Here is a 23862-nt window from a genome sequence, read left to right on the forward strand (position 1 = left end):
CCGGCGGCCGGATCGGAGAACAAAGTGCGCTACGACACCGTCATCATCGGCGGAGCCATCGTCGGCTCCTCGGTCGCCTATTATCTGCGCGAGGAAGGCTTTTCCGGCTCCATAGCGCTGATCGAACGCGACCCGCAATTCGCCCATGCGGCAACGACGCTGTCCATGGCCTCGATCCGTCAGCAATTCTCGATTCCGGAAAATATCCGGCTGTCGCAGTTCACGCTAAACCTGTTCCGGCGGCTGAAGGAGACCTTCGGCACCGATGCCGATATCGGTTTTCGCGAAGGCGGCTATCTCATCCTGGCCGGCGAGGCCGGGTTGCCGATCCTGAAAGCCAACCACGAGGCGCAGGTCGCCGAGGGCGCCGACATTCTGCTCGAGGACGCCGACCAACTGGCAAAGCGCTTTTCATGGCTGTCGACCGAAGGCATCAGCGCCGGCGCCTTCGGCCGCAGCGGCGAGGGCTGGTTCGACGCTCATGCCATGCTGACGCTGTTCCGCAAGGCGCTGCGCGACAGACAAATCGATTTCATCGCCGCCGACGTCACCGGCATCGAGAGGCAGGGCAACCGCGTCACCGGCGTGGACCTCGACAATGGCGAAAGACTGCAAGCCGGCATCGTCGTCAATGCCGCCGGGCCGAATGCCGGCAGGGTGGCCGGCATGGCGGGACTCGTGCTGCCCGTCGAGCCGCGCAAGCGCAACGTTTTCGTCTTCGAGGCGCGGGAAAAATACGCCGACATGCCGCTGCTGGTCGACCCATCCGGCATCTATGTCCGGCCTGAAGGCTCGGTCTATCTCACCGGCGGCGCCGAGCCGGAGGAGGGCGATGGCCCCGCCGACCCCCGGGATTTCGACGTCGACTGGCCGCTGTTCGAAGAGGTGATCTGGCCCGTGCTGGCAACCCGCATCCCCGCCTTCGAGGCGATCAAGCCGACCCGCGCCTGGGCAGGCCATTACGACTACAACACGCTCGACCAGAACGCCGTGGTCGGCCCGCATCCAGAGGTCGGCAATTTCATCTTCGCGAATGGGTTTTCAGGGCATGGGCTGCAGCAGGCGCCGGCCGTCGGCAAGGCGCTGGCGGAGCTGTTGGTGCATGGCGGGTATCGGACGGTGGATTGCTCGGCGTTTGGGTACGAACGGGTGGTCGAAGGGCGGGCGTTTCGGGAATTGAACGTGATTTGAGGCGGGCGGAATAGGATCGCTCTGTCGAGTTCCCGCCCACCCCCTCTGCCCTGCCGGGCATCTCCCCCGCAAGGGGGGAGATTGGCAGCTTCGGCGAAGGCGCCATTCTTGCAACGTCGGCGATTGGCGAAAGCGGTCGCGGCATCTGATCTCCCCCCTTGCGGGGGAGATGGCCGGCAGGCCAGAGGGGGTGCTGTCCCGCGAGCGTCTAAGCAACCATCGCACTGACAGCCATCGCGTTCCCCAGTGCACGCCCGGCGGCCGTGTTGTCGAAAATCCCCCAGACCTCGGCACCGGAAGCGGCCGTTGCTTCCACTTGCCGCGCAAACCGGTCGAGCGTTTCGGTATCGTAACCCGAATAGTAGATGCGCGGCGCGCCGTGCCAGCGGAAATAGGCAAGGCCGGGCCAGCCACCCGGCCCTGCTGCCTCCGGAACCGAAGCCGGGTCGGCGGCGACCCGGGCGACCTGGTGACCGGCCAGCAGTGCGTCCGTCTCGGCACTGAACCAGGTGGGATGGCGCGGCTCGCATGCCAGCCTTGCCCGGATACGCTTGCCCAACATGTCGAAGAAACCGCCGGCGACCTCCGGCTCGAAGGGCAAGCTCGGCGGCAGCTGCACCAAAAGCACGCTCAGCTTTTCGCCGAGACCTTCGACCTGCCCGAGAAAGTCCTCTGTCAGCCCCTCGCAATCGGCGAGGCGATGCTCATGGGTCATGCTCTTCGGTGCCTTGACCGCGAAGCGGAAGTGCTCCGGCACGGCGTGAGCCCAGCGCTCATAGGTCTCGCGGCGGTGCGGCTTGTAGAACGAGGTGTCGATCTCGACGACCGGAAAGCGTTTTCCGTAACGTTCGAGATGCGAACCGGACTGCGGAAACTCAGCCTTGTATCGAGACGGAATTCCCCAGCCGGCGGTGCCTATGAGAGATCGGCGATTTCCCATGCTGGGGATGTGGACCGGATGAAGCGCGGGTCAAGGGCGGCAAGGAGGCGTTGCTCAGCAGGGTCCTGAACACCGTTCCGCATTGCCCGATAACCTTGCCCGCCTTGACTGCCCAACCCGGTCGGCAATTGCGCCCGATGCGGCGTCAGCCCTCGCGGGAGAACCAGAACGCGTCGGCCATGCGCTTCATGCCGATACGCTCGTAGAAGCCGACGGCGTCGGGCATCGAGATCAGGCTGATGGCGACCGAAGGCCCAAGCTGCCGGCGGGCCTCGTCCATCAGGCCCTTGCCGATGCCGACGCCTTGCGCCGATTGCGACACGGCGAGCTCTGAGACGTAGCACACCCAGGAAAAATCGGTGATGGCCCTGATAACGCCGATCAGCGGCCTGCCTTCGATGTCGAGCCGCGCCTAGGTTCGCGCCCGAAAGCATCGCCTGCAGCCGGGCGTCGTCATCGACGGGGCGTGTTTCGCCGAGCGTGGATTCGACCAGCACGCGGCGGAACTCGGCGACGTCGAGCTCAGGCTCCCTGGCATAGATAATCTTCGATTGTGCGGTCATGGGCGCAAGGTGCACCAACGGCAGCCGGTTTTAAAGACAGTGCCGCGCCGATCTTTCGATCGGGCCGCGCACCAACAGTTGCCTTTTATTTGCCGGCGGCTTTGTGTAAACCGGGCGCAGCAAACCCTGACGCAACGAATTATCGATCAAGAACGGGCAAAAGCCATGGAAAAATTCACCAAGCTCACCGGCGTCGCCGCACCGATGCCGATCGTCAATGTCGACACCGACATGATCATCCCCAAGGATTATCTCAAGACGATCAAGCGCACCGGGCTCGGCAGCGGCCTGTTCGCCGAAATGCGCTACAAGGACGATGGCTCGGAAAACCCCGACTTCGTGCTCAACAAGCCAGCCTACCGCAAGGCGCAGATCCTGGTCGCCGGCGACAATTTCGGCTGCGGTTCGAGCCGCGAACACGCGCCGTGGGCGCTGCTCGATTTCGGCATTCGCTGCGTCATCTCGACCTCGTTCGCCGACATTTTCTACAACAACTGCTTCAAGAACGGCATCCTGCCGATCACCGTCAGCGCCGAAGACCTGGAGAAGCTGATGGACGACGCCTCGCGCGGCTCCAATGCGACGGTGTCGGTCGACCTCGAGGCCAAGGAAATCCGCGGCCCCGACGGCGGCGTGGTCACCTTCGACCTCGACGACTTCAAGCGCCACTGCCTGCTGAACGGTCTCGATGATATCGGCCTGACCATGGAGAAGGCCGGCGCCATCGCCTCGTTCGAGAAGAAGAACGCTGCCGAGCGTCCTTGGGCCTGAGTGGTACGAGATGGCCCGGCCGCCACAAAGCCGGGTTCGTGGCGGCTGAACGGAGGGGACAGTCATGACACGTTTTCTTCTTGCCGGCGCCTGCGCGCTGGCGTGGATGCTGATGCCGGTGGCCGGCGCGCAAGCACAGACCGACAAGATACTCGTGCCGGCAGAAGATCCGTCCGCCGCCGATCCGGGCGCGTCGAGCAATGCGGCCCTGGCGGACGATGACAGCCAGGGGTCGGTCCCGTTCGAGGGCGGGCAGCTGACCATTACCGAGCCAGAGCAGGATGGCGAAAAGGTGCTGGCCTATGACGGCAAGCAGCTGGCCAGCAATTACGACGTGTTCTTCGACAGAACAGTCAAGGTCGGCGGCGTCAACGTGGCGCTGGTCGATGTCGGCGACGGCGGCAACCAGTGCGGCCCGGCCAAGGTCATCGTCTGGAAACGGAAGGCGGCGAGATAAAGAGCATCACGGTCGAACAGGACGAATGCGGCGCGCCGCCGGCGGCGGTCGCCGACAATGCCATCTATTTCGTGCCTTATCTGTTGCCGGGCGATACCCAGCAGGCGCTGCAATGGTCGCCCAGCGAAGGGCTGACGATCTCGGGCGACCTGACCTACGCGCCGGAGCCCGGCACCGACTGGAAGGACGTCGATCCGGCCAAGTACCAGAACATCATCGACGCCTTCCACAATGAAGCCGTCTACAAAGCGGCGCAGACGCTGCTCGGCGACACCATGCCCGACATGGCGACCAGCCTGCTGGTCGGCGGCGGCACCGAAAAGACGGCGTCGGGCGCCTTCTACGCCACCGGCTGCGTGCCGCACGCATGCGGCAGCAATGACGGTTTCATGGCGGTCGACCCGGCCAAGCACACGCTCTACTTCGCCCGGCGCGGCGACAATGGCGAACCGCAGGCGTGGCCTGACGTGAAGACCTGGCCTGCGGATGTGAAGGAAGCAATGGACAAGGCGCAGGAGTCGGGGAACTAGGGTTCGCGGCAGCGCGGCGAACACTCGGTGTTCATGCTTGTTCCGTCGCGATCCGTCACACCCCCCCTCTGCCCTGCCGGGCATCTCCCGCTCAAGGGGAGATCAGACGTCACTCTGGCTTTCGCCAATCGCAAATGTGGAAAGCGAGAAAGGCGTCCGAACTGCTAATCTCCCCCCTTGAGGGGGAGATGGCCGGCAGGCCAGAGGGGGTGCTGTCCCGCCGACGACCAAGATTTGCACCTGACTTGGCCCATGGTCTGGCCGGCCCTTTTCCTGCAAAGTGTCCGAAACCACAGCGAGGCTCCATGCGCACACTCATCTCCACCGGTTCGCCCTTCGAAAAAACCGCCGGCTATTCGCGCGCGGTGGTGCAGGGCGACTGGTGCTTCGTGTCGGGAACGACCGGCTACGACTATGCGACGATGACCATGCCGGAAACGGTGGAGGCGCAGACGCGCAATTGCCTGGCGACCATCGCCGAGGCGCTGAGGGATGGCGGCTTCGACATGGCCGATGTGGTGCGGGCGCATTACTACATCACCGACCAGGCCATCGCGGACGTCGTCTTCCCCATCCTCGGCGAGGCTTTCGGCGAGATCAGGCCGGCGGCGACGATGATCGTGTGCCAGCTCAACAAGCCGGAAATGAAGATCGAGATCGAAGTCACGGCGCTGCGGCGTACGGCTTGAGGAGGCAAAGCCATGACGGTCCGGCGCATCGTGGCCAATATCGGGACACCAGACGCGGCAGCGGCGAAACGCTTCTATCAGGACGTGCTTGGCCTCGATGTGCTGATGGATCAGGGCTGGATCGTCACCTACGGGTCCGACGAACGAATGCAGGTGCAGATCAGCTTCATGGCCCAGGGCGGCTCCGGCACGCCGGTGCCGGACCTGTCGATCGACGTCGACGATGTCGATGCGGCGCTGCAATGCATGAAGGCCGCCGGCTTTGCCGTCGAGTATGGTCCGGCCGACGAACCCTGGGGCGTACGGCGGTTTTATGTGCGCGATCCGTTCGGCCGGTTGGTGAATATTTTGTCGCACAAGTGATTTGTTCCTCTCCCCCGCCTCTGGCCACGGCGAGGAACCCAGGTCTTGAGACGCGGGCGCCGTCGTAGCGTTCTTCATCCCCTTGCGCCGCAAGCTCTTGGCGTTTAGCAAGGCCGCGGTTTCTCCAAACAGCATCGGACGGTTCTCCATGGCTTCGAAAAATCTTCTCCTGCTCGCCGGCGACGGCATCGGCCCCGAGGCGATGGCCGAGGTGAAGAAGCTGATCGCGGCCATGAACGCAAGGCTCGGCAGCGGTTTTGCCACTGATGAAGGCTTGGTCGGCGGCTGTGCCTACGACGCGCATGGCGCGGCGATTTCCGACGCCGACATGGCAAAGGCGATGGCTGCGGATGCGGTTCTGTTCGGCGCCGTTGGCGGGCCGAAATGGGACAAGGTGCCTTACGAGGTGCGTCCCGAGGCCGGGTTGCTACGGCTGCGCAAGGACATGGAGCTGTTCGCAAATCTGCGCCCCGCCATCTGCTATCCGGCGCTGGCCGCGTCGTCCTCGCTGAAGCAGGAAGTCGTCGAGGGCCTCGACATATTGATCGTGCGCGAGCTTACCGGCGGCGTCTATTTCGGCGAGCCGAAGCAGATCATCGATCTCGGCAACGGCCAGAAGCGCGGCATCGACACGCAGGTCTACGACACGTTCGAGATCGAGCGGATTTCAGGCGTCGCCTTCGAGCTGGCGCGCACGCGCAAGAACCACGTGACATCGATGGAAAAACGCAACGTCATGAAATCCGGGGTGCTGTGGAACGAGGTCGTCACCCAGACCCACACAGCCAGATATGCCGACGTCAAACTCGACCACATGCTCGCCGATGCCGGCGGCATGCAGCTGGTGCGCTGGCCAAAGCAGTTCGACGTCATCGTCACCGACAATCTGTTTGGCGACATGCTGTCCGACATCGCCGCCATGCTGACCGGATCGATCGGCATGCTGCCGTCGGCCTCGCTCGGCGCGCCCGATGTGAAGACCAAGAAGCGCAAGGCGCTGTACGAGCCGGTGCATGGCTCGGCGCCCGACATTGCGGGACAGGGCATCGCCAACCCGATCGCCATGATCGCGTCGTTTGCCATGTGCATGCGATATTCGTTCGGGATGGTCGATGAGGCCGACAAGCTCGAAGGCGCAATAGCCGCCGTGCTCGACGACGGGCTGCGGACGAAGGATATTTTGTCCGAGGGCATGACCGAAGTCGGCACTGTCGCAATGGGCGATGCCATCATCGCCAAGTTCCTTGGCTGATCGGCGGTCTACCCCGGTCACACCTAAAACGGGATCTCGTTGTTGGGTGGGGGTTCAGTTGTCTCGTGGCTGATGTTCTCTACGATGCACTTTGCCCGATGGTACAGCTCGTCAAAGGTGATGATCTCGGGCGCGCGGATGTTGCGTCGATAAAGCTCGAAGCAGGCGATCTTGTCGTCGTTCCCCGCTATCTCCGATAAATTGCCGACGATTAGGTAGCTTTTCGGGTCCACCGCGTAGAGATAGCCATTCTGATCGTTACCTTGGCCGTCTTTCTGGCGGTCGCGGAATCGGTTGCGTGTGAACTCAAAGGTCGTTTTCTGTACTTGGGTTACGGCGCTTGATAATTCGTCGGACACCGCCCAACAACCGGCTCTGTAGAAATCCGACTGCAGAAGCTCGGTCATGTTCCGTTTTATTTCGATCAGAACGTACTGGCTTACCTCGGCGCGAGTGTGCATCAGTCCATCCGCGCGCTTTCCGGCATGGTCGAATGCGCTGCCGGTCGTTGTTGCCTCCAGCTTCTTGGCGACTTTGTCGAGGAAAACGTAATTAAGCCCGTGTCCGAATATCCATGTATTGCGTTCGAAAAAGCCCTGCCAATCGGCTTCGGAAACACGGTTGTTCAGATTGTTTTCGAACTCGCGCAGCGCCTCGCGTTTAGCGGCCACAGCATAGATATCAGCGTGGAGTTCTGGTGCGTTAGACAGCCCTTTCAAAAGCTCATCACCGCGCGAACTCGCGAGAAGTGTTTTTAAGGTCTCCAACTGAATGTTGCTGAGACCGATGCGCACCTTCTTCACGTCGCTTAGGTCGAGCGCAGCCAGCAGAGAAACAAACTGCCTCAGGTGCGACAGTTGGAAGTTGTTGAGCTGAAGGCTGCCGTCTTCCTGCCAGCCGTAGGTCTTGTGAAATTTCAGCTTCGTTAGCTTGAACGTACCAAATCCTTCTTGTCCTTGACATAGAAAACCGACACTGCCAGCCGCGATCGGGGTGTCACCTCGACCTCGGCAAGTAACGTTTCGTCTTCGGATACTAGCGTTGCATAAGCCCCCTCTCGGCCTGGGTGCACGTAGAGGGTTTCGGGAATGTAATTCTTTAAGTACTCGACATCGGATGACATGAAAGTCCGCCCCGGCGGCCTGCTGTTCGCTCAAACGTAACATAAACTGGAGCATTCCCCACACAGCGAGATCGGCGCAAACCAAAGTGCCGCGTTTCCACCCCTAACTGATGCCGTCGCGACTAAACCCTGACCCCCTGCGGCACCGGCCCCCACTGGTTTTCGTGGTCCTGAGTCGGGATCAATCCGAGGATCAGGGCGAGGATCAGCGTGGCCGGAGCGAACATGAAGGTGATTGCGAAGTAAGGTATTGCCAGCCAGCCGGTCAGGCCGATGTCGTGCAAGCGGCGCACGACGAGCCCGACCCAGGGCAGGAACGTCGCCAGCCAAAACAGCCCCCAGACGCCGATCATCACAATCGGCCAGTTGCCGGCATCGAAATTGCCGACGGCCTGGTCGGCGAGGGCGCCGGCAATTCCGACCAGGATGAAGCTGACGGTCCAGAACAGGCAGTAGCCCCAAAATTCCTTGCGGCGGGCGCGTTCGGCGAAGTTGATGTAGTTGCGCGTCACGCCTCGCCAGAAATAACCCGGCAGTCCGCTATCGCGAACCGCGCCGTCTTCCGCCAGGCGGCCGAAATGCTGTGGCGCGGCTGAAGCGGCAGCGGCCTTGGGCGGCGCGGCGCTTGCCGCTGGCGCAGCGGTGGCGGGACTGGCGGGCTGGGCGCGGATTGAAAAAACGTCGCGCGCCTGACCGCTTGCCGGCAGAAACTCGACCACTGCGCCGTTCGCGATCACGGTATCACGGCGCAGATCCTCGCGCGCGAAGGTGTAGCGGTTGCCGTCCGCCCCGGTGATGAAGCCGAAACCCTGGGCCTCGTCATAGTGAAGAACTTCGCCGCGCATTTAGCCTCGCCCCCGTGCAGGCACAGACTGTTCAAAGTTGCGGCGGACTGCAAGGGGGTGGACGAAATGGAGGGCAAACGGTTCAGGCATGAGTTGCTTTATTTTCCGGTGCGTTGGCGCTGCCCCTCACCTGCCTGCCGGCATCCTCTCCCGTATAGTGACGGGGAGAGGGGTCGCTGTTATCGACGATTCCGCCAATCACCAACGCTGCAAGAAGAGCGCCAAGGCTGCGGTCCGCCCTTTCTCCCGTCACTATACGGGGAGAAATGCCCGGCAGGGCAATGAGGGGCAGCGCCTGCATTTGTAATTGGCCGATAAGAGCCTCAAACCGGCCGCTTCTTCGGCTTCTTGTTCTTCGGCGGTCCCGCCTTGTCGAATTTCGGTTTCCCGGCCCAAGGCTTTGCATCGCCGGCGGGCCGTTCCCGCTTCTCGAATTTCGGCTTGTGTGCGCTTTGCGGCGCCTCGAACGGGCGCTTGCCGCGATGCGGCTTCTTGTCGGGCTTCGGCGCCTGGTAGCCGGCGCGCGACAGGTCGGGCGTGCCGTCCAGCCGCTTCACCACGATGTTGCCCTGCAGCTTCTTGTCGGGGCCGATGGCGGCGAGGAAGCGATCGGCCCAGTCGGCCGCGATCTGCACGTAGGTCTCATCCTGCTGCATCTTGATGGAGCCGATCTCGCGCTTGGAGATGTTGCCGGTGCGGCACAGCATCGGGATCAGCCAGCGCGGCTCGGCATTCTGCTTGCGCCCGATCGACAGCGAGAACCAGACACTGTCGCCGAAATCGTCGCGCCGGCCTGGCGCTTCATCGCGGCGCTCGAATTTTTCGCCCGCCGGTTTGTCACGCGAAGGCGTGAACGGTGCGACATCCGTAAGCTCCTCGGGCGCCGAGCGGCTGGCGCGGCATTGGCGCACGAAGGCGGCGGCCACCTGTTCGGCGCCATGCCTGGCCAGAAGCGCGTCGATGAAGCCGCGCTCGTCCTCGGCAATCGGCTCTTCGAAGGCTGGATCGGCAAGGATGCGCTCGTCGTCGCGCTTGATCACGTCGTCGGCGGAGGGCGGGCTCGCCCATGTCGCCTTCAGCCCGGCATTCTGCAGCAGCCGTTCGGTGCGCTTGCGGGCGCCGTTGGGCACGATCAGCGCGCTGACGCCCTTGCGTCCGGCTCGGCCGGTTCGGCCGCTGCGGTGCAGCAGCGTTTCGGGATTGGTCGGCAGATCGGCGTGGATGACCAGTTCGAGATTGGGCAGGTCGATGCCGCGCGCTGCGACGTCCGTGGCAATGCAGACTTTGGCGCGGCCGTCCCGCATCGCCTGCAGCGCGTGGGTGCGTTCGTTCTGGCTGAGCTCGCCCGACAGTGCGACGACGGAAAAATTGCGGTTGTTGAAGCGTGCCGTCAGATGATTGACGGCGGCGCGGGTGTTGCAGAACACCAGCGCGTTCTTCGCCTCGTAAAAGCGCAGCACGTTGATGATGGCGTTCTCGCGGTCGGGATAGGCGACATTCAGCGCCCGGTATTCGATATCGAGATGCTGCTTTTCCTCGCCGCCGGCCGAAATGCGCACGGCGTCGCGCTGATAGCCTTGCGCCAGCGTGGCGATCGAGCGCGGCACGGTGGCCGAAAACATCAGCGTGCGGCGCTGAGCCGGTGCGGCATCGAGGATGAATTCGAGGTCCTCGCGAAAGCCGAGGTCGAGCATCTCGTCGGCCTCGTCCAGCACCACGGCTTTCAGCGCCGACATGTCGAGGGAGTTGCGGGTGATGTGGTCGCGCAGGCGGCCGGGCGTGCCGACGACGATGTGGGCGCCGCGCTCCAGCACGCGCCGTTCGGAGCGCATGTCCATGCCGCCGACGCAGGACGCGACGGTGGCGCCGGTCGGCGCGTAGAGCCATTGCAATTCGCGCATCACCTGCAGAGCGAGCTCGCGCGTCGGCGCCACGGCCAGCGCCAGCGGTGCGCCAGCCTGGTCAAAACGCTCGGCGCTTCCAAGAAGGGTCGGCGCCAAAGCGAGGCCGAAGGCGACGGTCTTGCCTGAGCCGGTCTGCGCCGACACCAGAGCGTCGGACTCGCCGAGCTCCAGCACGGCCTTCTGCACTGGCGTCAGCTCGGTATAGCCGCGTTTTTCCAGCGCTTCTGCCAGCGCAGGAACAATAGCTTCGAAATTGGACATCTCACTCTTTCGGAATTCAGGGTCTGGGCTCATCATGGAGCACATGCCGGGGCTGACGCACGCCAGCCAAACACTATTTGGGCGTTCGTACTTCTTGCGGCCGCTATTGTACAGGGCAGGCGTGTGCCTGGCCGCAATTGACTCCTGACGCAAACCGCGTAAAAGCCGGCATCGAACGGGATCATTTTCGATGCGCGGCCTTCTGATGGCTCTTCTTGCCTTCGACTTCCCCGGCCACAATCATGGGGCCGGGCGCGTCGGCGCGTCTTACCGTTCCAGCAAAACCATGGCCAAAAAAACCACCACCACGGTGTGATTCCCTTGGCCTAACCACCCTCTCCCGGGTCCGGTCCGGGGGACGGAACCCGCATTGGCCGGCGGGTTTTCTCCAAAAACCAAGCGGAGAGGGACAGGAGATTTCTGATGAGTTTCAAGGTTGCGGTAGTCGGCGCCACGGGCAATGTGGGTCGCGAAATGCTCAACATACTGGAAGAGCGCGGCTTTCCGGTAAGCGAAGTCGTGGCGCTGGCCTCGCGGCGCAGCCAGGGCACCGAAGTGTCGTTCGGCGACCGTTCGCTGAAGGTCAAGACGCTCGACCAGTATGATTTTTCCGACACCGACATCTGCATCATGTCGGCCGGCGGCAACGTCTCGAAGGAGTGGTCGCCGAAGATCGGCAAGCAGGGCTGCGTCGTCATCGATAACTCGTCGGCCTTCCGCTATGATCAGGACGTGCCGCTGATCGTGCCGGAAGTGAACCCGGATGCGATCTCGCTGTTCACCCGCAAGAACATCATCGCCAATCCGAACTGCTCGACGGCGCAGCTGGTCGTGGCGCTGAAGCCGCTGCACGATGTCGCCACCATCAAGCGCGTCGTCGTCGCCACCTATCAATCGGTATCCGGCGCCGGCAAGGAAGGCATGGACGAACTCTTTACACAGACCCGCGCGGTGTTCGTCGCCGATGGCGTCGAGGTCAAGAAGTTCACCAAGCGCATCGCCTTCAACGTCATTCCGCATATCGACGTCTTCCTCGACGACGGCTCGACCAAGGAAGAGTGGAAGATGGTCGCCGAGACCAAGAAGATGCTCGACCCCAAGATCAAGCTGACGGCGACCTGTGTGCGCGTGCCGGTGTTCATCGGCCATTCCGAAGCCGTCAACATCGAGTTCGAAAAGCCGATCACCGCCGACGAGGCGCGCGATATCCTGCGCGAGGCGCCGGGCTGCCAGGTCTTGGACAAGCGCGAGGATGGCGGCTACATCACGCCGCTGGAATCGGCCGGCGAGGACGCCACCTTCATCTCGCGCATCCGCGAGGATTCGACCATCGACAACGGCCTGTCGATGTGGATCGTCTCCGACAATCTGCGCAAGGGCGCGGCGCTCAACGCGGTGCAGATCGCCGAGCTTCTGGTCGAGCGCGGCCTGATCCAGCCGAAGAAGAAGGCGGCATAGTTTATTCGCTCACGGGCCGTATCGCCGCTGCCGCGGCGGGCCCTCCGCGGGGGCGCCGGAAAGCCGGCGGCCCGCAGTCGCGGGCTCGGCCTTCGGCCGAAGCCTTCCTTCTCCCCGTTCACGGGGAGAAGGTCCCGGCAGGGGGATGAGGGCAGCGCTGACCTCTGTTGAGAAACGCCTTTGAACGATCCCACCAAAATCGTGCTGCGACCCGCCACGGCTTTGGATGCCGCGACCATCGCCATTGTCATGCGGGCCGCACTTGGCTCGTTCTCCTGGATGCCGGTCATCCACACGCCGGATGAGGATCTTGCCTTCATCCGCGAGATCGTGCTGTCCCGGCAGCAGGTGACGGTCGCCGAGGCCGGCACCGGCATTGTCGGCTTCATTGCCCTGAGCGGCGATTGGGTGGAACAGCTCTATCTCGACCCCGCCTGGATTGGGCAAGGCATCGGCAGCCGGCTGCTGGTGCAAGCGACCGCCGCGCTACGGATCGTTAAACTGCATTGCTTCCAGGGCAACACCGGCGCGCGTCGCTTCTACGAGCGCCATGGCTTTCGCCCCGAGGCGTTCGGCGCGGGCACCACCAACGAAGAAGGCCTGCCGGATATTCTCTACGTGCGTCGGCTTGATATTCAGCCGGCGTTATCCTTGGCCAGTTGGCGCAATAACTCCATCGCTTCCTCGGCCCGCTCAGCGGGCACGAACAGATGGTCATGATAGAAAGCAGAGACCGGATTGACGCCCATGCCGGCGGCGGCCAGCCGGGCGGTGATGGCGGCGAGGAAGCCGACGGCTTCCAGCGAGGAGTGGACGTTCAGGGTGATCATGCGGCAGCGGAACGAAGCGGTCAGCCCGGCCGCCCGTGCCGCGTCCTCGGTCACGATCAGTGTCACACCCTCGCGCTCGCGAAAGACCATCACGGGATCGAGGCCTGCCTGCCGGCTGATTCCAGGTGTGAGCGTAGCGAACACGTAGACGTCCGGCAGCAGTTCCGGCGTCATCGCCGCCAGCAGCTTTTTCAGATCAGTCTCGCCGGCCATTCGCTCGTCTCTCGCCCAGCCCTATCAATAGCCGTGACTGGTGGATGTCGATAGTCCGTCAAGGTGGAGGGACAGCGCCCCCCTCTGCCCTGCCGGGCATCTCCCCCGCAAGCAGGGAGATCGGCGGTTTCGATGCTCCGCTCATTCATGGAACATTGCCGAAGCGGTCGAGCGTGTAATCTCCCCCCTTGCGGGGGAGATGGCCGGCAGGCCAGAGGGGGGTGTGAAGGATCGCCACGCAGCGGCTTTTGCTTGCTGCTACCCAAAAAGAATCCGCACCCTGTAGGATCGCCGCCCCATCGCTCGTCCTTGGTCCGAAGCCAGCAAACGGCTCGAACCGCTTAGGAGGGAACACCCGTGAGTATTTCTCAAACCATGCCCGTCTCATCGGGCGCCCTGTGGACCGGCCGCGTGCTCAGCGGCCTCATCATCCTGTTCATGATCTTCGACGGCGTCATCAAGCTGCCGCCGCTCGATGTCGTCACCCAGACCATGGTGCCGCTCGGCTGGCCGGCCGATGTCAATGTCGCGCGCACGCTCGGCATTATCGGGCTGATCTCGACCGCGCTCTATGCGCTGCCCCGCACCTCGGTGCTCGGCGCCATCCTGCTCACCGGCTATCTCGGCGGCGCCATCGCCACAAATATGCGCGTCGGCAGCCCGTTGTTTTCGCACACGCTGTTTAGCGTCTATCTCGGCATCATCCTGTGGGGCGGTCTCTATCTGCGCGACCCAAGCGTGCGCGCCCTGATCCCGTTCAGCCGTTAAGCGAGGAGAAAAACATGCTCAGCACCATTCTCATCCTCCTGGTCGTCATCATCGCCGCCGTGCTCATCTATGCGGCGACGAGGTCGAATGATTTCGTCACCGCCCGCACCGCCAGCATCAAGGCCGCGCCGGAAGCGATCTTTCCGCTGATCAACAATTTCAAGCAGTGGCCGGAATGGTCACCCTACGAAAAGCTCGACCCGCTGATGAAGCGCACGCTGTCGGGCGCTGATGCCGGCAAGGGCGCCGCCTACGCCTGGGAAGGCAATGCCAAGGCCGGCAAGGGACGCATGGAGATCGTCAATTCCGTGCCATCCTCGCTGGTGTCGCTGAAGCTCGACTTCGAGAAGCCGTTCCGGGCCAGCAACAGCGTGGACTTCACCCTGAAGCCCTCGGGCGACACCACCGCTGTCACCTGGGCAATGCGCGGCAACCGGCCCTTCATTGCCAAGCTGATGGGCCTGTTCATCAGTTTCGATACGCTGATCGGCAAGGATTTCGAGGCTGGCCTCGCCAATCTGAAAAAGGCAGCCGAAAAGTAGAAAAGCCTGGATTTTCAACAAGCTCGGCGGCGGTCGGCACGAATGTGACCGGCGCGGACACCGCGATCTCTCACGTCATCGGGATCAAATCAGCCGTCTGGGAGTTAGAGCCGTGGCGGCGAGGACGGCGATCCGCGTGAGAGAGGAACGACAATGAAAAAAGCGATGATCATTCTGGTACTGGCGACCGCGCTGGGTGCGTGCTCGCAAACCGAAAAGGGTGCCGCGGTCGGCGGTCTCGGCGGCGCGGCGGTTGGCGCAGCTGTGGCAAATGATCCGGTTCAGGGCGCCGTCGTCGGCGGCGCCGTCGGCGCCGTAGCCGGCGCGCTGATCGGCCGTGCCAGCGAAAGCGGTCAATGTCGCTACCGCGGCCGCAACGGGCGCACCTATATCGCCAGCTGCCCCGACGGTTATTGAACACAGCCAGGTCCAACATCGGAAACCGGCGGCTATAGATCGCCGGTTTCGCTGTTGCCCAAGGCAGCTGGACCATGGCTGCCTGCGCTACAGCAATCCCCGGATATGCTCCCAAGCCAGGCGGCCCAGGCGCGTGTCGGCGTCGTCATTCCCGCCATGGGCATGCAGCCTCGAGCGCGGCGTGATTTCGCCCGGCAGCAGAATGCGGTGGCCGGCGTCGGGCACTGAGACGAGGCAGGTGGTCATTGCGGTGTCCTGGCGACGCCGAACGATCGACTGGGCAAAATCCAGCGATGGCCATAGCGCGTCGTCGCCGCCCGCAACCAGAACAATGTCGCCTGAAATAGCTTCGACGGGAATGGCAGCCTTGGCCGCTGCGTCCTTGAAGGTTTGCAAGGCACGCAGGAAGAGCCCCCGGTAGGACACCAGACCATCGACATACTCAGCGTTCCAAGCGGGATTGCTTGGGACAAACGGCAACGGAATCCCCTCGAGCGTCCACGACGATCGTTCCGGCCAGCTGACGCCGTCGCGGCCCGGCCCGATATTGCCCCAGACCACCGATGTCGGGCTGATCGCAACCACGAGGCCGATGCGTGGATCGTGAGCCGCCGCAAGCAGGGAGGCCTCGGCGCCTTTCGAGGCCCCGACATAGACGATGCGCCGGCATCCCATCTGGACAAGATAGTCGGTCGCCGCGAAAAACGTTTCGAGCGGGATCTCGCAAATGCCGGGCACCTGACCTTCGCCGTCAAACCATTGCAGCGCGAGAGCGGATGCTCCTTCCTTGGCAAAGAGCCGGGCGCGGGTGACGTCGATGCGGCCGCTCGATCCGCTGAGCACGACGACGCCTGTCGTGGCGCCGGCGCATCGCAACAGCGTTCCGGCTACGCCGCCGAAAAGGGTCTCTTCCGTGACGGTCCGCTCAGTCATCTTTCGTTCGAACGCATATGACATCGCCGCACATTAGCAAAACGGCGGGCACAGGCCCGCCGTTTTGTCGATGCGATGACGCGATGCTTATTCGGCGGTGGCGGCTTCCGCTTCGGCCGGGGCTGCAGCAGCGGCGGCAACGGCGGCGGCAGCGTCTTCCTGGGCCTTCTTCAGCAGAGAGGCGCGTTCCTGCGCCTTCTTGCCGGGCTCGGCCTTCTTCGGGTTGGAGCGGGCTTCGCGCTTGAGGAGGCCGGCCTCATCGAGGAAGCGCAGCACGCGGTCGGTCGGCTGAGCGCCGTGCGACAGCCAATGCTTGACGCGGTCGGCGTCGACCTTGACGCGCTCGCCGTCCTTGGGCAGCAGCGGGTTCCACGAGCCGATCGACTCGATGAACCGGCCGTCGCGCGGCGAACGGGCGTCGGCAATGACGACGTGGTAGTAAGGGCGCTTCTTCGAGCCCGCACGGGCCAGTCTGATCTTCAAGGGCATTTCATTTCTCCTAAATTTCTGATTTCAGTGTTGGGTTAATGGCTTTGTCTGGTGCAGGTCGTTGTCCCAAAACCGCTGCGCACTTTTGGGCGACATGCACTTTGTTAGCCGGTTTTGCTTGCGCCGTTGGACGCGGCGATCTGCTCGTGATGGCGGATCACTTCGCGGACGACGAAGTTGAGGAATTTTTCCGCGAAATCGGGGTCGAGATGAGCGTCCTTCGCCAGCTGGCGAAGGCGGGTGATCTGCTCCTGCTCGCGCGCCGGGTCGGCGGGCGGCAGGCCATGCTCGGCCTTGAGCACGCCGACCGCCTTGGTGCAGCGGAAGCGCTCGGCCAGCATATGAATGAGGGCGGCGTCGATGTTGTCGATCGAGGCGCGATAGCCGGCCAGGATGGTGCGTGCGTCGGCCATGTCTTTTTCTTCGTTCATAGCGTCCTCACTTCTTCTTGCTGAGGCCGGGCAGACCACCGCCGCCAAGGCCGGGAAGCTTCATGCCGCCGGGCAGACCGGGCAGGCCACCGCCGCTCGGGGCGGGCAGGCCCTTCATGCCGCCAAGGCCGGGCATCTGCTTCTGCAAGGCTTCGAGCTGCTTGGGATCCATCTTGGATAGGTCGGGCATGCCGCCACCCATCATGCCGCCGGGGCCACCCGGCATCATGCCGCCGAGGCCCATCTTGGAGGCAAGGCCGCCCATCATGCCGCGCATCAGGCCGCCGCCTTTGCCCTTGCCGCCCATCGCCTTCATCATGTCGGCCATGCCGCGATGCATTTTCAAGAGCTTGTTGATCTCGGCCGCATCCGTGCCTGAGCCGGCGGCGATGCGCTTCTTGCGCGAATGTTTCAGCATGTCCGGATTGGCGCGCTCGGCCTTGGTCATCGACGAGATGATGGCGAGCTGGCGGCCGAACATCTTGTCGTCGAGGCCGGCGGCGGCCATCTGGTCCTTCATTTTGCCCATGCCGGGCATCATGCCCATGATGCCGCCCATGCCGCCCATTTTCGACATCTGCTGAAGCTGGCCGGCAAGGTCGTTCAGGTCGAACTTGCCCGACTGCATCTTCTTGGCCATCGCCGCCGCCTGCTCGGCGTCGATGTGTTCGGCGGCCTTTTCGACCAGCGAGACGATGTCGCCCATGCCGAGGATGCGGTCTGCAATACGCTTGGGGTGGAATTCCTCCAGCCCGTCCATCTTTTCGCCGGTGCCGATCAGCTTGATCGGCTTGCCGGTGACGGCGCGCATCGAAAGCGCGGCACCGCCACGGCCGTCGCCGTCCATGCGAGTCAGCACCAGGCCGGTGATGCCGACGCGCTCATCGAAGCTTTTGGCAAGGTTGACGGCGTCCTGGCCGGTCAGCGAATCCGCGACCAGCAGGATTTCGTGCGGGCTCGACATCTTCTTGATGTCGGCCATCTCCACCATCAGCGGCTCATCGATATGGGTGCGGCCGGCGGTGTCGAGGATGACGACGTCATGACCGCCGAGCTTGGCTGCCTGGACGGCGCGCCTGGCGATGTCGACCGGGTTCTGGCCGGCAATGACAGGCAGCGTCGCGACTTTGACCTGCTCGCCGAGCTGGCGCAGCTGCTCTTGTGCCGCGGGCCGCCGCGTGTCGAGCGAGGCCATCAGAACCTTCTTGTTCTGGCGCTCGGTCAGGCGCTTGGCGATCTTGGCCGAGGTCGTCGTCTTGCCGGAGCCCTGCAGGCCGACCATCATGATGACGACCGGCGCCGGCGCATTGAGGTCGATGGCGACGCCCTCGGCGCCGAGCATGTCGACCAGCTCGTCATGGACGATCTTGACGACCATCTGCCCGGGCTTGATCGACTTTACGACAGCCGCGCCGACGGCCTTCTCGCGCACCTTGTCGGTGAAGGAACGCACCACTTCCAGCGCAACGTCGGCTTCGAGCAGCGCACGGCGCACCTCGCGCAACGCCGCCGAGACATCAGCCTCCGACAGCGCGCCGCGGCCGGTCAGGCCGTTCAGGATGGAGCCAAGGCGCTCCTGAAGTGATTCAAACATTGGTCAACCCGCCGCGCGAGAGCGCCTCGGATTCATGGTGATCCCTGTCGGGCCGATGGCCCTCCACGCCTCTTGTGCGCTCCTGCAGCGATTCAAACATTCCGTTTCCTTTTTCTCAGGCACCCCGATGGTGCCCGAGAGGTAGTGCGTTCGCGCCGCTCATCCAAGCAAAGCTCAAAACCAAAAAGCACCCGGGGGCGCTCAGCGCTGCCGGGTGTTGGCCTCCAGGATCTGTTTACAGCACCCACCTCAAAAGGTTTTGGCGTCCTGGTCGGCTTGCTCAGAGGGATACTCGTCGCGGATTTCGGGGCTGTAGACAGGAAATCGGCCGAAGAGTCAAGACAAGGGCGGCCTCCCGGTCTCTGGATCGGTCCCTGTTTAGTTCACCCTGCACCCCGAGGGTCGGCCGTAACCTTCAGCGGCGAGCGCGGGTGCAGAAGCAGCAGGATCGTCAGCAAGGTGCAGACGATACCGATGGCGGCGATGATGACGGCATCCGTCGTCGTCCAGTCCGGACCTTCCAGCGGCTTGGCGTTGAACAGGGCAAAGGAATTGTAGTTCTCCTGATGCGAGATCAGCAGGAAGCCGGTGAGATTGTTGCCGAGATGGGCGCCGAAGGCGGCGCCGAGATTGCCGGTGACATAAACCACCAGCGTCAACAGCAAGGCGAAGGCGGCGATCGAGGCCAGCACGCAGGCGTTGATGGCAGGGGTCGAGCCCGGGCTCCAATGCAAGGAGGTGAACAGCAAAGCGGGCAGTAGCGCCCACACGTAAGGGCTCTCGAAGCGCTTGGCCAGGCCGCGCAGCAGATAGCCGCGAAACAGCATCTCCTCGGACGAGGTCTGCAGCAGGGTAAGCGCCACGATCGGGAGCAGGAACAGCAGCCAGGTCGACAGGTTGATCGTGCCGCGGGCGATTTCGGGCTGTAGCCAATAGAGCAGGAGTTCGGAAAGCGCCGATGTGATCAGCACCGCGATCAGGCCCTTGACGAAGCCCGACAAGGACACGCGGCGGCTGGCGCCGAAAAGCGCCGAGAGCGGCTCGCCATGGACGAAACGCATGGCAAGCCAGAGGCCGAGCCAGATGCCGGCAAACGAGGTGAGTGCGGTGAGTATGCCGATGGGCGAGGCCAGAAAACCCTGAAGCGGCCCGCGCGGATCGCCCGGCAATACATGCCAGATGATGGCGACATAGGTGCCGCCAAGCACCACAACCAGGGTGATCGCCACCCAGAACAGGACGACGACCGCCGTTCCGATTATCAGCCGCGGCAGGTTCGTCTTATCGGTGGCCGTGTTGCGATAGCGCTCGAAGGCGGTTGGATCTGATATCACGCGAGTTCCTCTGCCGAACGCATCGGGTCGCATGATCTATGGGATCGTCGGCTTTCGCGCAATTGCTGCTGTTCAGCGAGCCCTTGTGCCGCCCTCAGCCTCGGCAGGAGGGCGGCACTAGTTCACTTGTCATTCTTTCCAGGCAAAATCAGCGCACGACGTACATGATGCGCCGTGTCTGCGGGTCGACCAGCGCCTGCTGGCCATTCACATAGACGTAGCGGTAGCGGTAGTCGGGGATTTCGCGCAGTTCGACCGTGTCGGGCAAGGTAGCACCGGTCACCACCTCGCCCTCGAGATAGACCGGATCGAGCCGGTGCGTGCTGACATAGGTGCCGACTTCCGCCGGTGGCCTGTCGATGGCGTCGACGGGGCCGTCGTCGGACAGAATCGCACCGGTATAGGTATCGGGATAATCATCCTGCGGCGGTGTAACCACGGTGATGGCGGCGTTGGCGGGGCGGCGTGTCAGAACGACCCGGTTGCCGCCGAAATCGGCCGTGACATAGTCGGAATAGACCCAGCCCTGGCCTCCGGCTTCGGCAATGGTGCACCATTTGCTGTTTTCGATGCAGCCATTGAGCGTCGCCGACTGGCCGGCGGCGAGCACGCCGATCACAGGATATTGCGGGCCGGGGCCGGCGCGCACATTAAGATCGGTGACGGCCGAGACGGCGGTATCGGCGAGTGCCGCACCCGACATCGCGACAAGCGCCCCGGCGACGGCCGGAAACAATATGCGTCTCATGGTTTCTCTCCCTTTCATGGTCCCTCGCGACACCAAACGAAACCAGAACGCATGCGTTCCGGCTAAAATACCGACGCCAGCTCACGATTTGTTCCGGTTTCTTTCGGCAAACCGGTCAAAAGCTCATGCACGAAGCTGAGTTTCTGCGCCGTCACGTCCGAAATGACGAAGGGATAAAGGTCGGGCAGGCCCATGCAGCGGTTGATCGAGTTGGAGGCTTCCGAGAGTACCAGCCAGCGGGCGAGAATCTTTTCGAACGGCTCGGGCACGGCGTCAGGTTCTGCGGGCGCCGCCTGCAACCGGCCGCCGGTGTCGCCTTGCGGCAGCACATTGGTCTCCATCGTCTCAAGCTGGCCGAGTGGAAAATTCAGCGCGTGCACCATCTCCAGCGTGTCGGTGATGTGGAGATGGTGCGCCCAGGTCTCGGCCCAGTCTTCCCATGGATGCGACGTCGCATAGGCGGAGATGTGGTTCTGCTGCCAGTCGGGCGCAGCGCCATTGGCGTAATAGGCCTTCAGCGCCTGCTCGTAGTCGGGGCGTTCGTCGCCGAACAGCGCCCGGAAGGCATCGAGCCGTTGCGGCTCGTCGCGGATCAGCCGGTCCCAGTAGTAATGGCCAAGCTCATGACGGAAATGACCGAGCAGCGTGCGGTAATTTTCGCCCATCTCGACGCGACGCCGCTCGCGCTCGGCCGAGTCCGCCTCGGCGACGTTGAGCGTGATCAGGCCGTTGTCGTGGCCGGTAAGGATGCGTTCGCCGCCGGGACCGCCGCCGATCGGATCGGCAATGAAGTCGAAGGCGAGGCCGATTTCGTCGCCGTGCTTGTGCTTGGGCGCGACCGGAAGGCCGAAGGCGAGCAGCGAATAGACGGCGCGCTTCTTGGCCGCCTCGACGCGAATCCAGCGGCGGCGGTTGCCGTCGACGGAGAGGTCGGGGATCAGCTGGTTCAGCACGCAGGCGCGGCAGTAGGTATGACCCGGTTCGGCCATCCAGTTGCAGGCGCATTCATCCGCATTGGTGCAGTGGAAGATGCCGTCGACGTCAGACAAGGCAAAGCGCGCATGCTCGGGATCGTAAAGCACGAGACTCCCGCAGTTCAGGCACTGCGCATTCTCGAAGTAGAGGCGGTGGCCGCAATGCGGGCAGTCGAACAGTTTCATGTCGATCTCGATGCGTCAGGCGTTGGCGTATGGCGTCAGAGGAGGAATATGATGCGGAGCGGCGCCTCGCCCAAACGCCCGCCACGGGCCGCCGTTCCATGCCCCCGTCACCTCTTTTTACCCGAGCAGCGAATTCGCCTGCCCGGCACCGGGCGTTTCGGCCACAATAAGCACTTGATCGTAAGCAAATTCCGCTGCATTGGCCAGGGTAGCGCCGGGGGTACGGTGACAATGGCGCGTTTCGCTGGCAAGTTCGCAACCGGGACGTGATTCAGGCAATCAGGAGAAAAAGCATGGCATTGCTTGCCAAGGGAAAGATTATTGCTGCCGCGGTGGTCGCGGTACTTGCGCTGGCGACGGGCGCGCAGGCGGCGGCCAGCTGCGGCAAGACCGGCGCGGGCTTCGAGGCGTGGAAGCAGGACTTTGCCGCGCAGGCCAGGTCCGAAGGTGTCGGCGGGAAGGGTCTGGCTGCTCTAGCCGGTGCCAGCTACGCGACAAAGACAATCTCCGTCGACCGCGCCATCCACAAGGCGTTCAGCGGTTCGGTGGACGCCTTCATGAAGCGTCGTGGCGGAGCTGCGATCATTTCCAGGGGCCGTGCGCTGAAGAAGTCGAATGCAGCGATGTTCGACAGGATCGAGAGCAATTACGGGGTGTCGCCGGGCGTGTTGCTGGCCATCTGGGGCATGGAAACCGGCTTCGGAGCCTCCCTGGGCAACCAGAACACGGTCTCCGCCATTCTGACGCTTGCCTATGATTGCCGTCGCCCGGGCTTCTTTTACCCGCATGCCATTGCGGCGCTGAAGCTGGTCGATCGCGGCGCGCTGAGCGCCTCGTCGGTCGGCGCTGCGCATGGCGAGATCGGCCATACGCAGTTCCTGCCCGGCAATGTCCTGAAGTATGGCGTCGGCAACGGAAATCTGCGCGACAAGGCGACGGCCTTGGCTTCGACGGCCAACTTTCTCAAGGCTCATGGCTGGCGGGCGGGTGCGAGCGCGAGTGCGAATATGGGGGCCATCGCCGGCTGGAATTCCGCCAGCGTCTACCAGCAGGCCATCGCCCAGATCGCCGACGCGATCGACGGCGGCTGATAGAAACCTCTATTCGATGGAGAGCCCGGCCATGTGCCGGGCTCTTTGTTAATGAGAACGTCAGAATCGAATCGCTCGAAACGACTCCTGCACACTGCTCTCAATAATGCGCGTAGCCGCTCAACGGGCATTTTTGGGAGATGGGAACCTGGAAGGCGCCATCGACACCGCTGCAGTTGCGGTACTTGGACGTTCGCGGCGCGGTGGCTTTCGCCCTTGACCTGCCCTTAATGTCCACTCCTGTCGGTTGGTCCGCGTGCGCGTAGCCGCTTAACGGGCATTTCTGGGACGCGGGAATCTGGAAGGGGCCGTCAAAACCATTGCAGCTACGCAAGTTGGACGCCCGTGTCGTCTTGGCGCGCGTGGCAGCCTTTGGCCTGCCTTTAATGTCCACCGAGGTCGGTTGGTCGGAATGCGCGTAGCCGCTTAACGGGCATTTCTGGGACGCGGGAATCTGGAAGGGGCCGTCAAAACTTTTGCAGGTGCGCAACTGCGGTGCTGCCAGGGCCTGCGATCCGCCAAAGACGATTGCGGCCGAAAGCAAGAGAAAAATACTGGTCTTCATTGTCGAACTTCCTCTGTCCAGCACGTAATTTAGATCGGACCGCTGTCAATCGCCTTTGATGACCTTCCAGATGTCCGTGGACTGGTCGAACTGGAGGCGGTTTATGTCGGAGAAGGTCAGCCGGCCGCTCTTCATGGCATCGACAAGGCGCCGGCATAGCAAAGGCGGCATGCGTTCCAGGGAAACGCCCATGAAAGCGGCGATCTCGTGTTTGGCCGATATGTTCGATATGGCCACCTTGCTGATGCAGCGCTCGTACGCCGCCTTGGGATACTCACTCACTTGCTCCTGTCCGGTTTGGCAACCGGCAAGCATGGCGGCCATTGCAGGCAACACTAAAAACCACGGCTTCATGTCAAATGCCCCCATCGATCATGATGAGAGGCTAGATACGGCTGCG

At 63.1% G+C, this 23862-nt stretch carries 27 protein-coding genes and 1 pseudogene; 13 read left to right on the forward strand and 15 right to left on the reverse strand.

Annotated features, from left to right (window positions below; genetic code table 11):
- The first annotated feature begins 24 nt into the window (after positions 1-24).
- A complete protein-coding gene (locus tag NKI06_RS14110; protein ID WP_352538697.1) occupies positions 25-1191 on the forward strand; it encodes an NAD(P)/FAD-dependent oxidoreductase in 1167 nt (388 codons plus the stop codon).
- 208 nt (positions 1192-1399) lie between these two features.
- Here the strand turns inward: NKI06_RS14110 and NKI06_RS14115 are convergent, their stop codons facing one another.
- Both NKI06_RS14115 and NKI06_RS14120 read right to left on the reverse strand, forming a co-directional pair.
- The gene (locus NKI06_RS14115) at positions 1400-2131 is read right to left on the reverse strand and encodes a DUF72 domain-containing protein (RefSeq protein WP_352985836.1); all 732 of its coding nucleotides are present in this window, start codon (positions 2129-2131) and stop codon (positions 1400-1402) included.
- 145 nt (positions 2132-2276) lie between these two features.
- Entirely contained in the window at positions 2277-2477 is a 201-nt protein-coding gene (locus tag NKI06_RS14120; RefSeq protein WP_352985838.1) for a GNAT family N-acetyltransferase, read from the reverse strand.
- Between the two features lie 382 nt (positions 2478-2859).
- Here NKI06_RS14120 and leuD point away from each other — a divergent pair, with 382 nt between their 5' ends.
- From leuD to leuB, 5 genes and pseudogenes are all read left to right on the forward strand, one after another.
- Positions 2860-3465 (forward strand): 3-isopropylmalate dehydratase small subunit, encoded by a 606-nt coding sequence (gene leuD / locus NKI06_RS14125; RefSeq protein ID WP_023730275.1) that lies wholly within the window; start codon positions 2860-2862, stop codon positions 3463-3465.
- 64 nt (positions 3466-3529) lie between these two features.
- Positions 3530-4452, forward strand: a pseudogene (locus NKI06_RS14130) (Ivy family c-type lysozyme inhibitor).
- 305 nt (positions 4453-4757) lie between these two features.
- Positions 4758-5141 carry a RidA family protein gene (locus NKI06_RS14135; RefSeq protein ID WP_023826853.1) on the forward strand — a complete coding sequence of 128 codons (384 nt, stop codon included), beginning with the start codon at positions 4758-4760 and terminating at the stop codon, positions 5139-5141.
- 12 nt (positions 5142-5153) lie between these two features.
- Positions 5154-5504: a VOC family protein gene (locus NKI06_RS14140; protein ID WP_352985840.1), complete on the forward strand. Its 351-nt coding sequence runs from the start codon at positions 5154-5156 to the stop codon at positions 5502-5504.
- A gap of 148 nt (positions 5505-5652) precedes the next feature.
- Complete coding sequence (gene leuB, locus NKI06_RS14145) at positions 5653-6756, forward strand: 3-isopropylmalate dehydrogenase (protein WP_352985842.1); 1104 nt, start codon at positions 5653-5655, stop codon at positions 6754-6756.
- 23 nt (positions 6757-6779) lie between these two features.
- Here the strand turns inward: leuB and NKI06_RS14150 are convergent, their stop codons facing one another.
- The 3 genes from NKI06_RS14150 to NKI06_RS14160 form a co-directional block, all read right to left on the reverse strand.
- Positions 6780-7922, reverse strand: a complete 1143-nt coding sequence (locus tag NKI06_RS14150) for a Shedu immune nuclease family protein (RefSeq protein ID WP_352985844.1) — start codon at positions 7920-7922, stop codon at positions 6780-6782.
- A gap of 79 nt (positions 7923-8001) precedes the next feature.
- Positions 8002-8724, reverse strand: coding sequence for a DUF805 domain-containing protein (locus NKI06_RS14155; RefSeq protein WP_352985846.1), 723 nt, complete (start codon positions 8722-8724; stop codon positions 8002-8004).
- Between the two features lie 323 nt (positions 8725-9047).
- Positions 9048-10889, reverse strand: coding sequence for a DEAD/DEAH box helicase (locus tag NKI06_RS14160; protein WP_352985848.1), 1842 nt, complete (start codon positions 10887-10889; stop codon positions 9048-9050).
- 190 nt (positions 10890-11079) lie between these two features.
- On the opposite strand from NKI06_RS14160, the gene NKI06_RS14165 reads away from it, so the two are divergent.
- From NKI06_RS14165 to NKI06_RS14175, 3 genes are all read left to right on the forward strand, one after another.
- A complete protein-coding gene (locus tag NKI06_RS14165; protein ID WP_023671697.1) occupies positions 11080-11205 on the forward strand; it encodes a hypothetical protein in 126 nt (41 codons plus the stop codon).
- Between the two features lie 107 nt (positions 11206-11312).
- Complete coding sequence (locus tag NKI06_RS14170; RefSeq protein ID WP_023671698.1) at positions 11313-12347, forward strand: aspartate-semialdehyde dehydrogenase; 1035 nt, start codon at positions 11313-11315, stop codon at positions 12345-12347.
- A gap of 180 nt (positions 12348-12527) precedes the next feature.
- Positions 12528-13067, forward strand: coding sequence for a GNAT family N-acetyltransferase (locus tag NKI06_RS14175; RefSeq protein ID WP_023814782.1), 540 nt, complete (start codon positions 12528-12530; stop codon positions 13065-13067).
- On the opposite strand, the gene NKI06_RS14180 is transcribed toward NKI06_RS14175, so the two are convergent.
- Entirely contained in the window at positions 12983-13390 is a 408-nt protein-coding gene (locus NKI06_RS14180; protein ID WP_023671700.1) for an ACT domain-containing protein, read from the reverse strand. The genes NKI06_RS14175 and NKI06_RS14180 overlap by 85 nt on opposite strands.
- A gap of 357 nt (positions 13391-13747) precedes the next feature.
- Here NKI06_RS14180 and NKI06_RS14185 point away from each other — a divergent pair, with 357 nt between their 5' ends.
- From NKI06_RS14185 to NKI06_RS14195, 3 genes are all read left to right on the forward strand, one after another.
- Entirely contained in the window at positions 13748-14158 is a 411-nt protein-coding gene (locus NKI06_RS14185; protein WP_023687655.1) for a DoxX family protein, read from the forward strand.
- Between the two features lie 14 nt (positions 14159-14172).
- Entirely contained in the window at positions 14173-14700 is a 528-nt protein-coding gene (locus NKI06_RS14190) for an SRPBCC family protein (protein ID WP_352985850.1), read from the forward strand.
- 153 nt (positions 14701-14853) lie between these two features.
- Positions 14854-15117, forward strand: a complete 264-nt coding sequence (locus NKI06_RS14195) for a YMGG-like glycine zipper-containing protein (protein ID WP_023683830.1) — start codon at positions 14854-14856, stop codon at positions 15115-15117.
- Between the two features lie 87 nt (positions 15118-15204).
- On the opposite strand, the gene NKI06_RS14200 is transcribed toward NKI06_RS14195, so the two are convergent.
- The 7 genes from NKI06_RS14200 to NKI06_RS14230 all read right to left on the reverse strand — a co-directional run bounded on the left by NKI06_RS14200 (position 15205) and on the right by NKI06_RS14230 (position 21806).
- A complete protein-coding gene (locus NKI06_RS14200; protein WP_352985852.1) occupies positions 15205-16050 on the reverse strand; it encodes an acyl-CoA thioester hydrolase/BAAT C-terminal domain-containing protein in 846 nt (281 codons plus the stop codon).
- 87 nt (positions 16051-16137) lie between these two features.
- Entirely contained in the window at positions 16138-16539 is a 402-nt protein-coding gene (rpsP, locus tag NKI06_RS14205; protein ID WP_023671705.1) for a 30S ribosomal protein S16, read from the reverse strand.
- Between the two features lie 104 nt (positions 16540-16643).
- Positions 16644-16970 carry a chorismate mutase gene (locus NKI06_RS14210; RefSeq protein WP_023671706.1) on the reverse strand — a complete coding sequence of 109 codons (327 nt, stop codon included), beginning with the start codon at positions 16968-16970 and terminating at the stop codon, positions 16644-16646.
- Positions 16971-16977: 7 nt separating this feature from the next.
- Positions 16978-18564, reverse strand: coding sequence for a signal recognition particle protein (gene ffh, locus NKI06_RS14215; protein WP_023706766.1), 1587 nt, complete (start codon positions 18562-18564; stop codon positions 16978-16980).
- Positions 18565-18947: 383 nt separating this feature from the next.
- Positions 18948-19898 (reverse strand): CPBP family intramembrane glutamic endopeptidase, encoded by a 951-nt coding sequence (locus NKI06_RS14220; RefSeq protein ID WP_352656412.1) that lies wholly within the window; start codon positions 19896-19898, stop codon positions 18948-18950.
- Positions 19899-20046: 148 nt separating this feature from the next.
- Positions 20047-20646, reverse strand: coding sequence for a DUF1236 domain-containing protein (locus NKI06_RS14225; RefSeq protein WP_023671709.1), 600 nt, complete (start codon positions 20644-20646; stop codon positions 20047-20049).
- 62 nt (positions 20647-20708) lie between these two features.
- Complete coding sequence (locus NKI06_RS14230) at positions 20709-21806, reverse strand: zinc-binding metallopeptidase family protein (protein ID WP_023730269.1); 1098 nt, start codon at positions 21804-21806, stop codon at positions 20709-20711.
- Between the two features lie 293 nt (positions 21807-22099).
- Here NKI06_RS14230 and NKI06_RS14235 point away from each other — a divergent pair, with 293 nt between their 5' ends.
- Positions 22100-22897, forward strand: a complete 798-nt coding sequence (locus NKI06_RS14235; protein ID WP_023671711.1) for a lytic murein transglycosylase — start codon at positions 22100-22102, stop codon at positions 22895-22897.
- 100 nt (positions 22898-22997) lie between these two features.
- Here NKI06_RS14235 and NKI06_RS14240 read toward each other — a convergent pair whose 3' ends face one another.
- Complete coding sequence (locus NKI06_RS14240) at positions 22998-23462, reverse strand: hypothetical protein (RefSeq protein WP_023687664.1); 465 nt, start codon at positions 23460-23462, stop codon at positions 22998-23000.
- 45 nt (positions 23463-23507) lie between these two features.
- Positions 23508-23816 carry a hypothetical protein gene (locus tag NKI06_RS14245; RefSeq protein ID WP_352460998.1) on the reverse strand — a complete coding sequence of 103 codons (309 nt, stop codon included), beginning with the start codon at positions 23814-23816 and terminating at the stop codon, positions 23508-23510.
- Positions 23817-23862 lie beyond the last annotated feature (46 nt).

Origin of the sequence: Mesorhizobium sp. M0772 (assembly GCF_040320135.1) — a bacterium.
In the GTDB taxonomy this organism is placed as follows: domain Bacteria; phylum Pseudomonadota; class Alphaproteobacteria; order Rhizobiales; family Rhizobiaceae; genus Mesorhizobium.

Bases quoted from the DNA above. Each gene is read 5' to 3' on its own strand.
- NKI06_RS14165 (WP_023671697.1), top strand. From the start codon at position 11,080: ATGCGCGGCCTTCTGATGGCTCTTCTTGCCTTCGACTTCCCCGGCCAC.
- ffh (WP_023706766.1), bottom strand. From the start codon at position 18,564: ATGTTTGAATCACTTCAGGAGCGCCTTGGCTCCATCCTGAACGGCCTG.
- NKI06_RS14190 (WP_352985850.1), top strand. From the start codon at position 14,173: ATGCTCAGCACCATTCTCATCCTCCTGGTCGTCATCATCGCCGCCGTG.
- NKI06_RS14155 (WP_352985846.1), bottom strand. From the start codon at position 8,724: ATGCGCGGCGAAGTTCTTCACTATGACGAGGCCCAGGGTTTCGGCTTC.
- leuB (WP_352985842.1), top strand. From the start codon at position 5,653: ATGGCTTCGAAAAATCTTCTCCTGCTCGCCGGCGACGGCATCGGCCCC.
- NKI06_RS14170 (WP_023671698.1), top strand. From the start codon at position 11,313: ATGAGTTTCAAGGTTGCGGTAGTCGGCGCCACGGGCAATGTGGGTCGC.
- NKI06_RS14180 (WP_023671700.1), bottom strand. From the start codon at position 13,390: ATGGCCGGCGAGACTGATCTGAAAAAGCTGCTGGCGGCGATGACGCCG.
- NKI06_RS14115 (WP_352985836.1), bottom strand. From the start codon at position 2,131: ATGGGAAATCGCCGATCTCTCATAGGCACCGCCGGCTGGGGAATTCCG.
- NKI06_RS14225 (WP_023671709.1), bottom strand. From the start codon at position 20,646: ATGAGACGCATATTGTTTCCGGCCGTCGCCGGGGCGCTTGTCGCGATG.
- rpsP (WP_023671705.1), bottom strand. From the start codon at position 16,539: ATGCCCTTGAAGATCAGACTGGCCCGTGCGGGCTCGAAGAAGCGCCCT.
- NKI06_RS14210 (WP_023671706.1), bottom strand. From the start codon at position 16,970: ATGAACGAAGAAAAAGACATGGCCGACGCACGCACCATCCTGGCCGGC.
- NKI06_RS14235 (WP_023671711.1), top strand. From the start codon at position 22,100: ATGGCATTGCTTGCCAAGGGAAAGATTATTGCTGCCGCGGTGGTCGCG.
- NKI06_RS14195 (WP_023683830.1), top strand. From the start codon at position 14,854: ATGAAAAAAGCGATGATCATTCTGGTACTGGCGACCGCGCTGGGTGCG.
- NKI06_RS14230 (WP_023730269.1), bottom strand. From the start codon at position 21,806: ATGAAACTGTTCGACTGCCCGCATTGCGGCCACCGCCTCTACTTCGAG.
- NKI06_RS14135 (WP_023826853.1), top strand. From the start codon at position 4,758: ATGCGCACACTCATCTCCACCGGTTCGCCCTTCGAAAAAACCGCCGGC.
- NKI06_RS14245 (WP_352460998.1), bottom strand. From the start codon at position 23,816: ATGAAGCCGTGGTTTTTAGTGTTGCCTGCAATGGCCGCCATGCTTGCC.
- NKI06_RS14160 (WP_352985848.1), bottom strand. From the start codon at position 10,889: ATGTCCAATTTCGAAGCTATTGTTCCTGCGCTGGCAGAAGCGCTGGAA.
- NKI06_RS14240 (WP_023687664.1), bottom strand. From the start codon at position 23,462: ATGAAGACCAGTATTTTTCTCTTGCTTTCGGCCGCAATCGTCTTTGGC.
- NKI06_RS14200 (WP_352985852.1), bottom strand. From the start codon at position 16,050: ATGACTGAGCGGACCGTCACGGAAGAGACCCTTTTCGGCGGCGTAGCC.
- leuD (WP_023730275.1), top strand. From the start codon at position 2,860: ATGGAAAAATTCACCAAGCTCACCGGCGTCGCCGCACCGATGCCGATC.
- NKI06_RS14140 (WP_352985840.1), top strand. From the start codon at position 5,154: ATGACGGTCCGGCGCATCGTGGCCAATATCGGGACACCAGACGCGGCA.
- NKI06_RS14150 (WP_352985844.1), bottom strand. From the start codon at position 7,922: ATGTTACGTTTGAGCGAACAGCAGGCCGCCGGGGCGGACTTTCATGTC.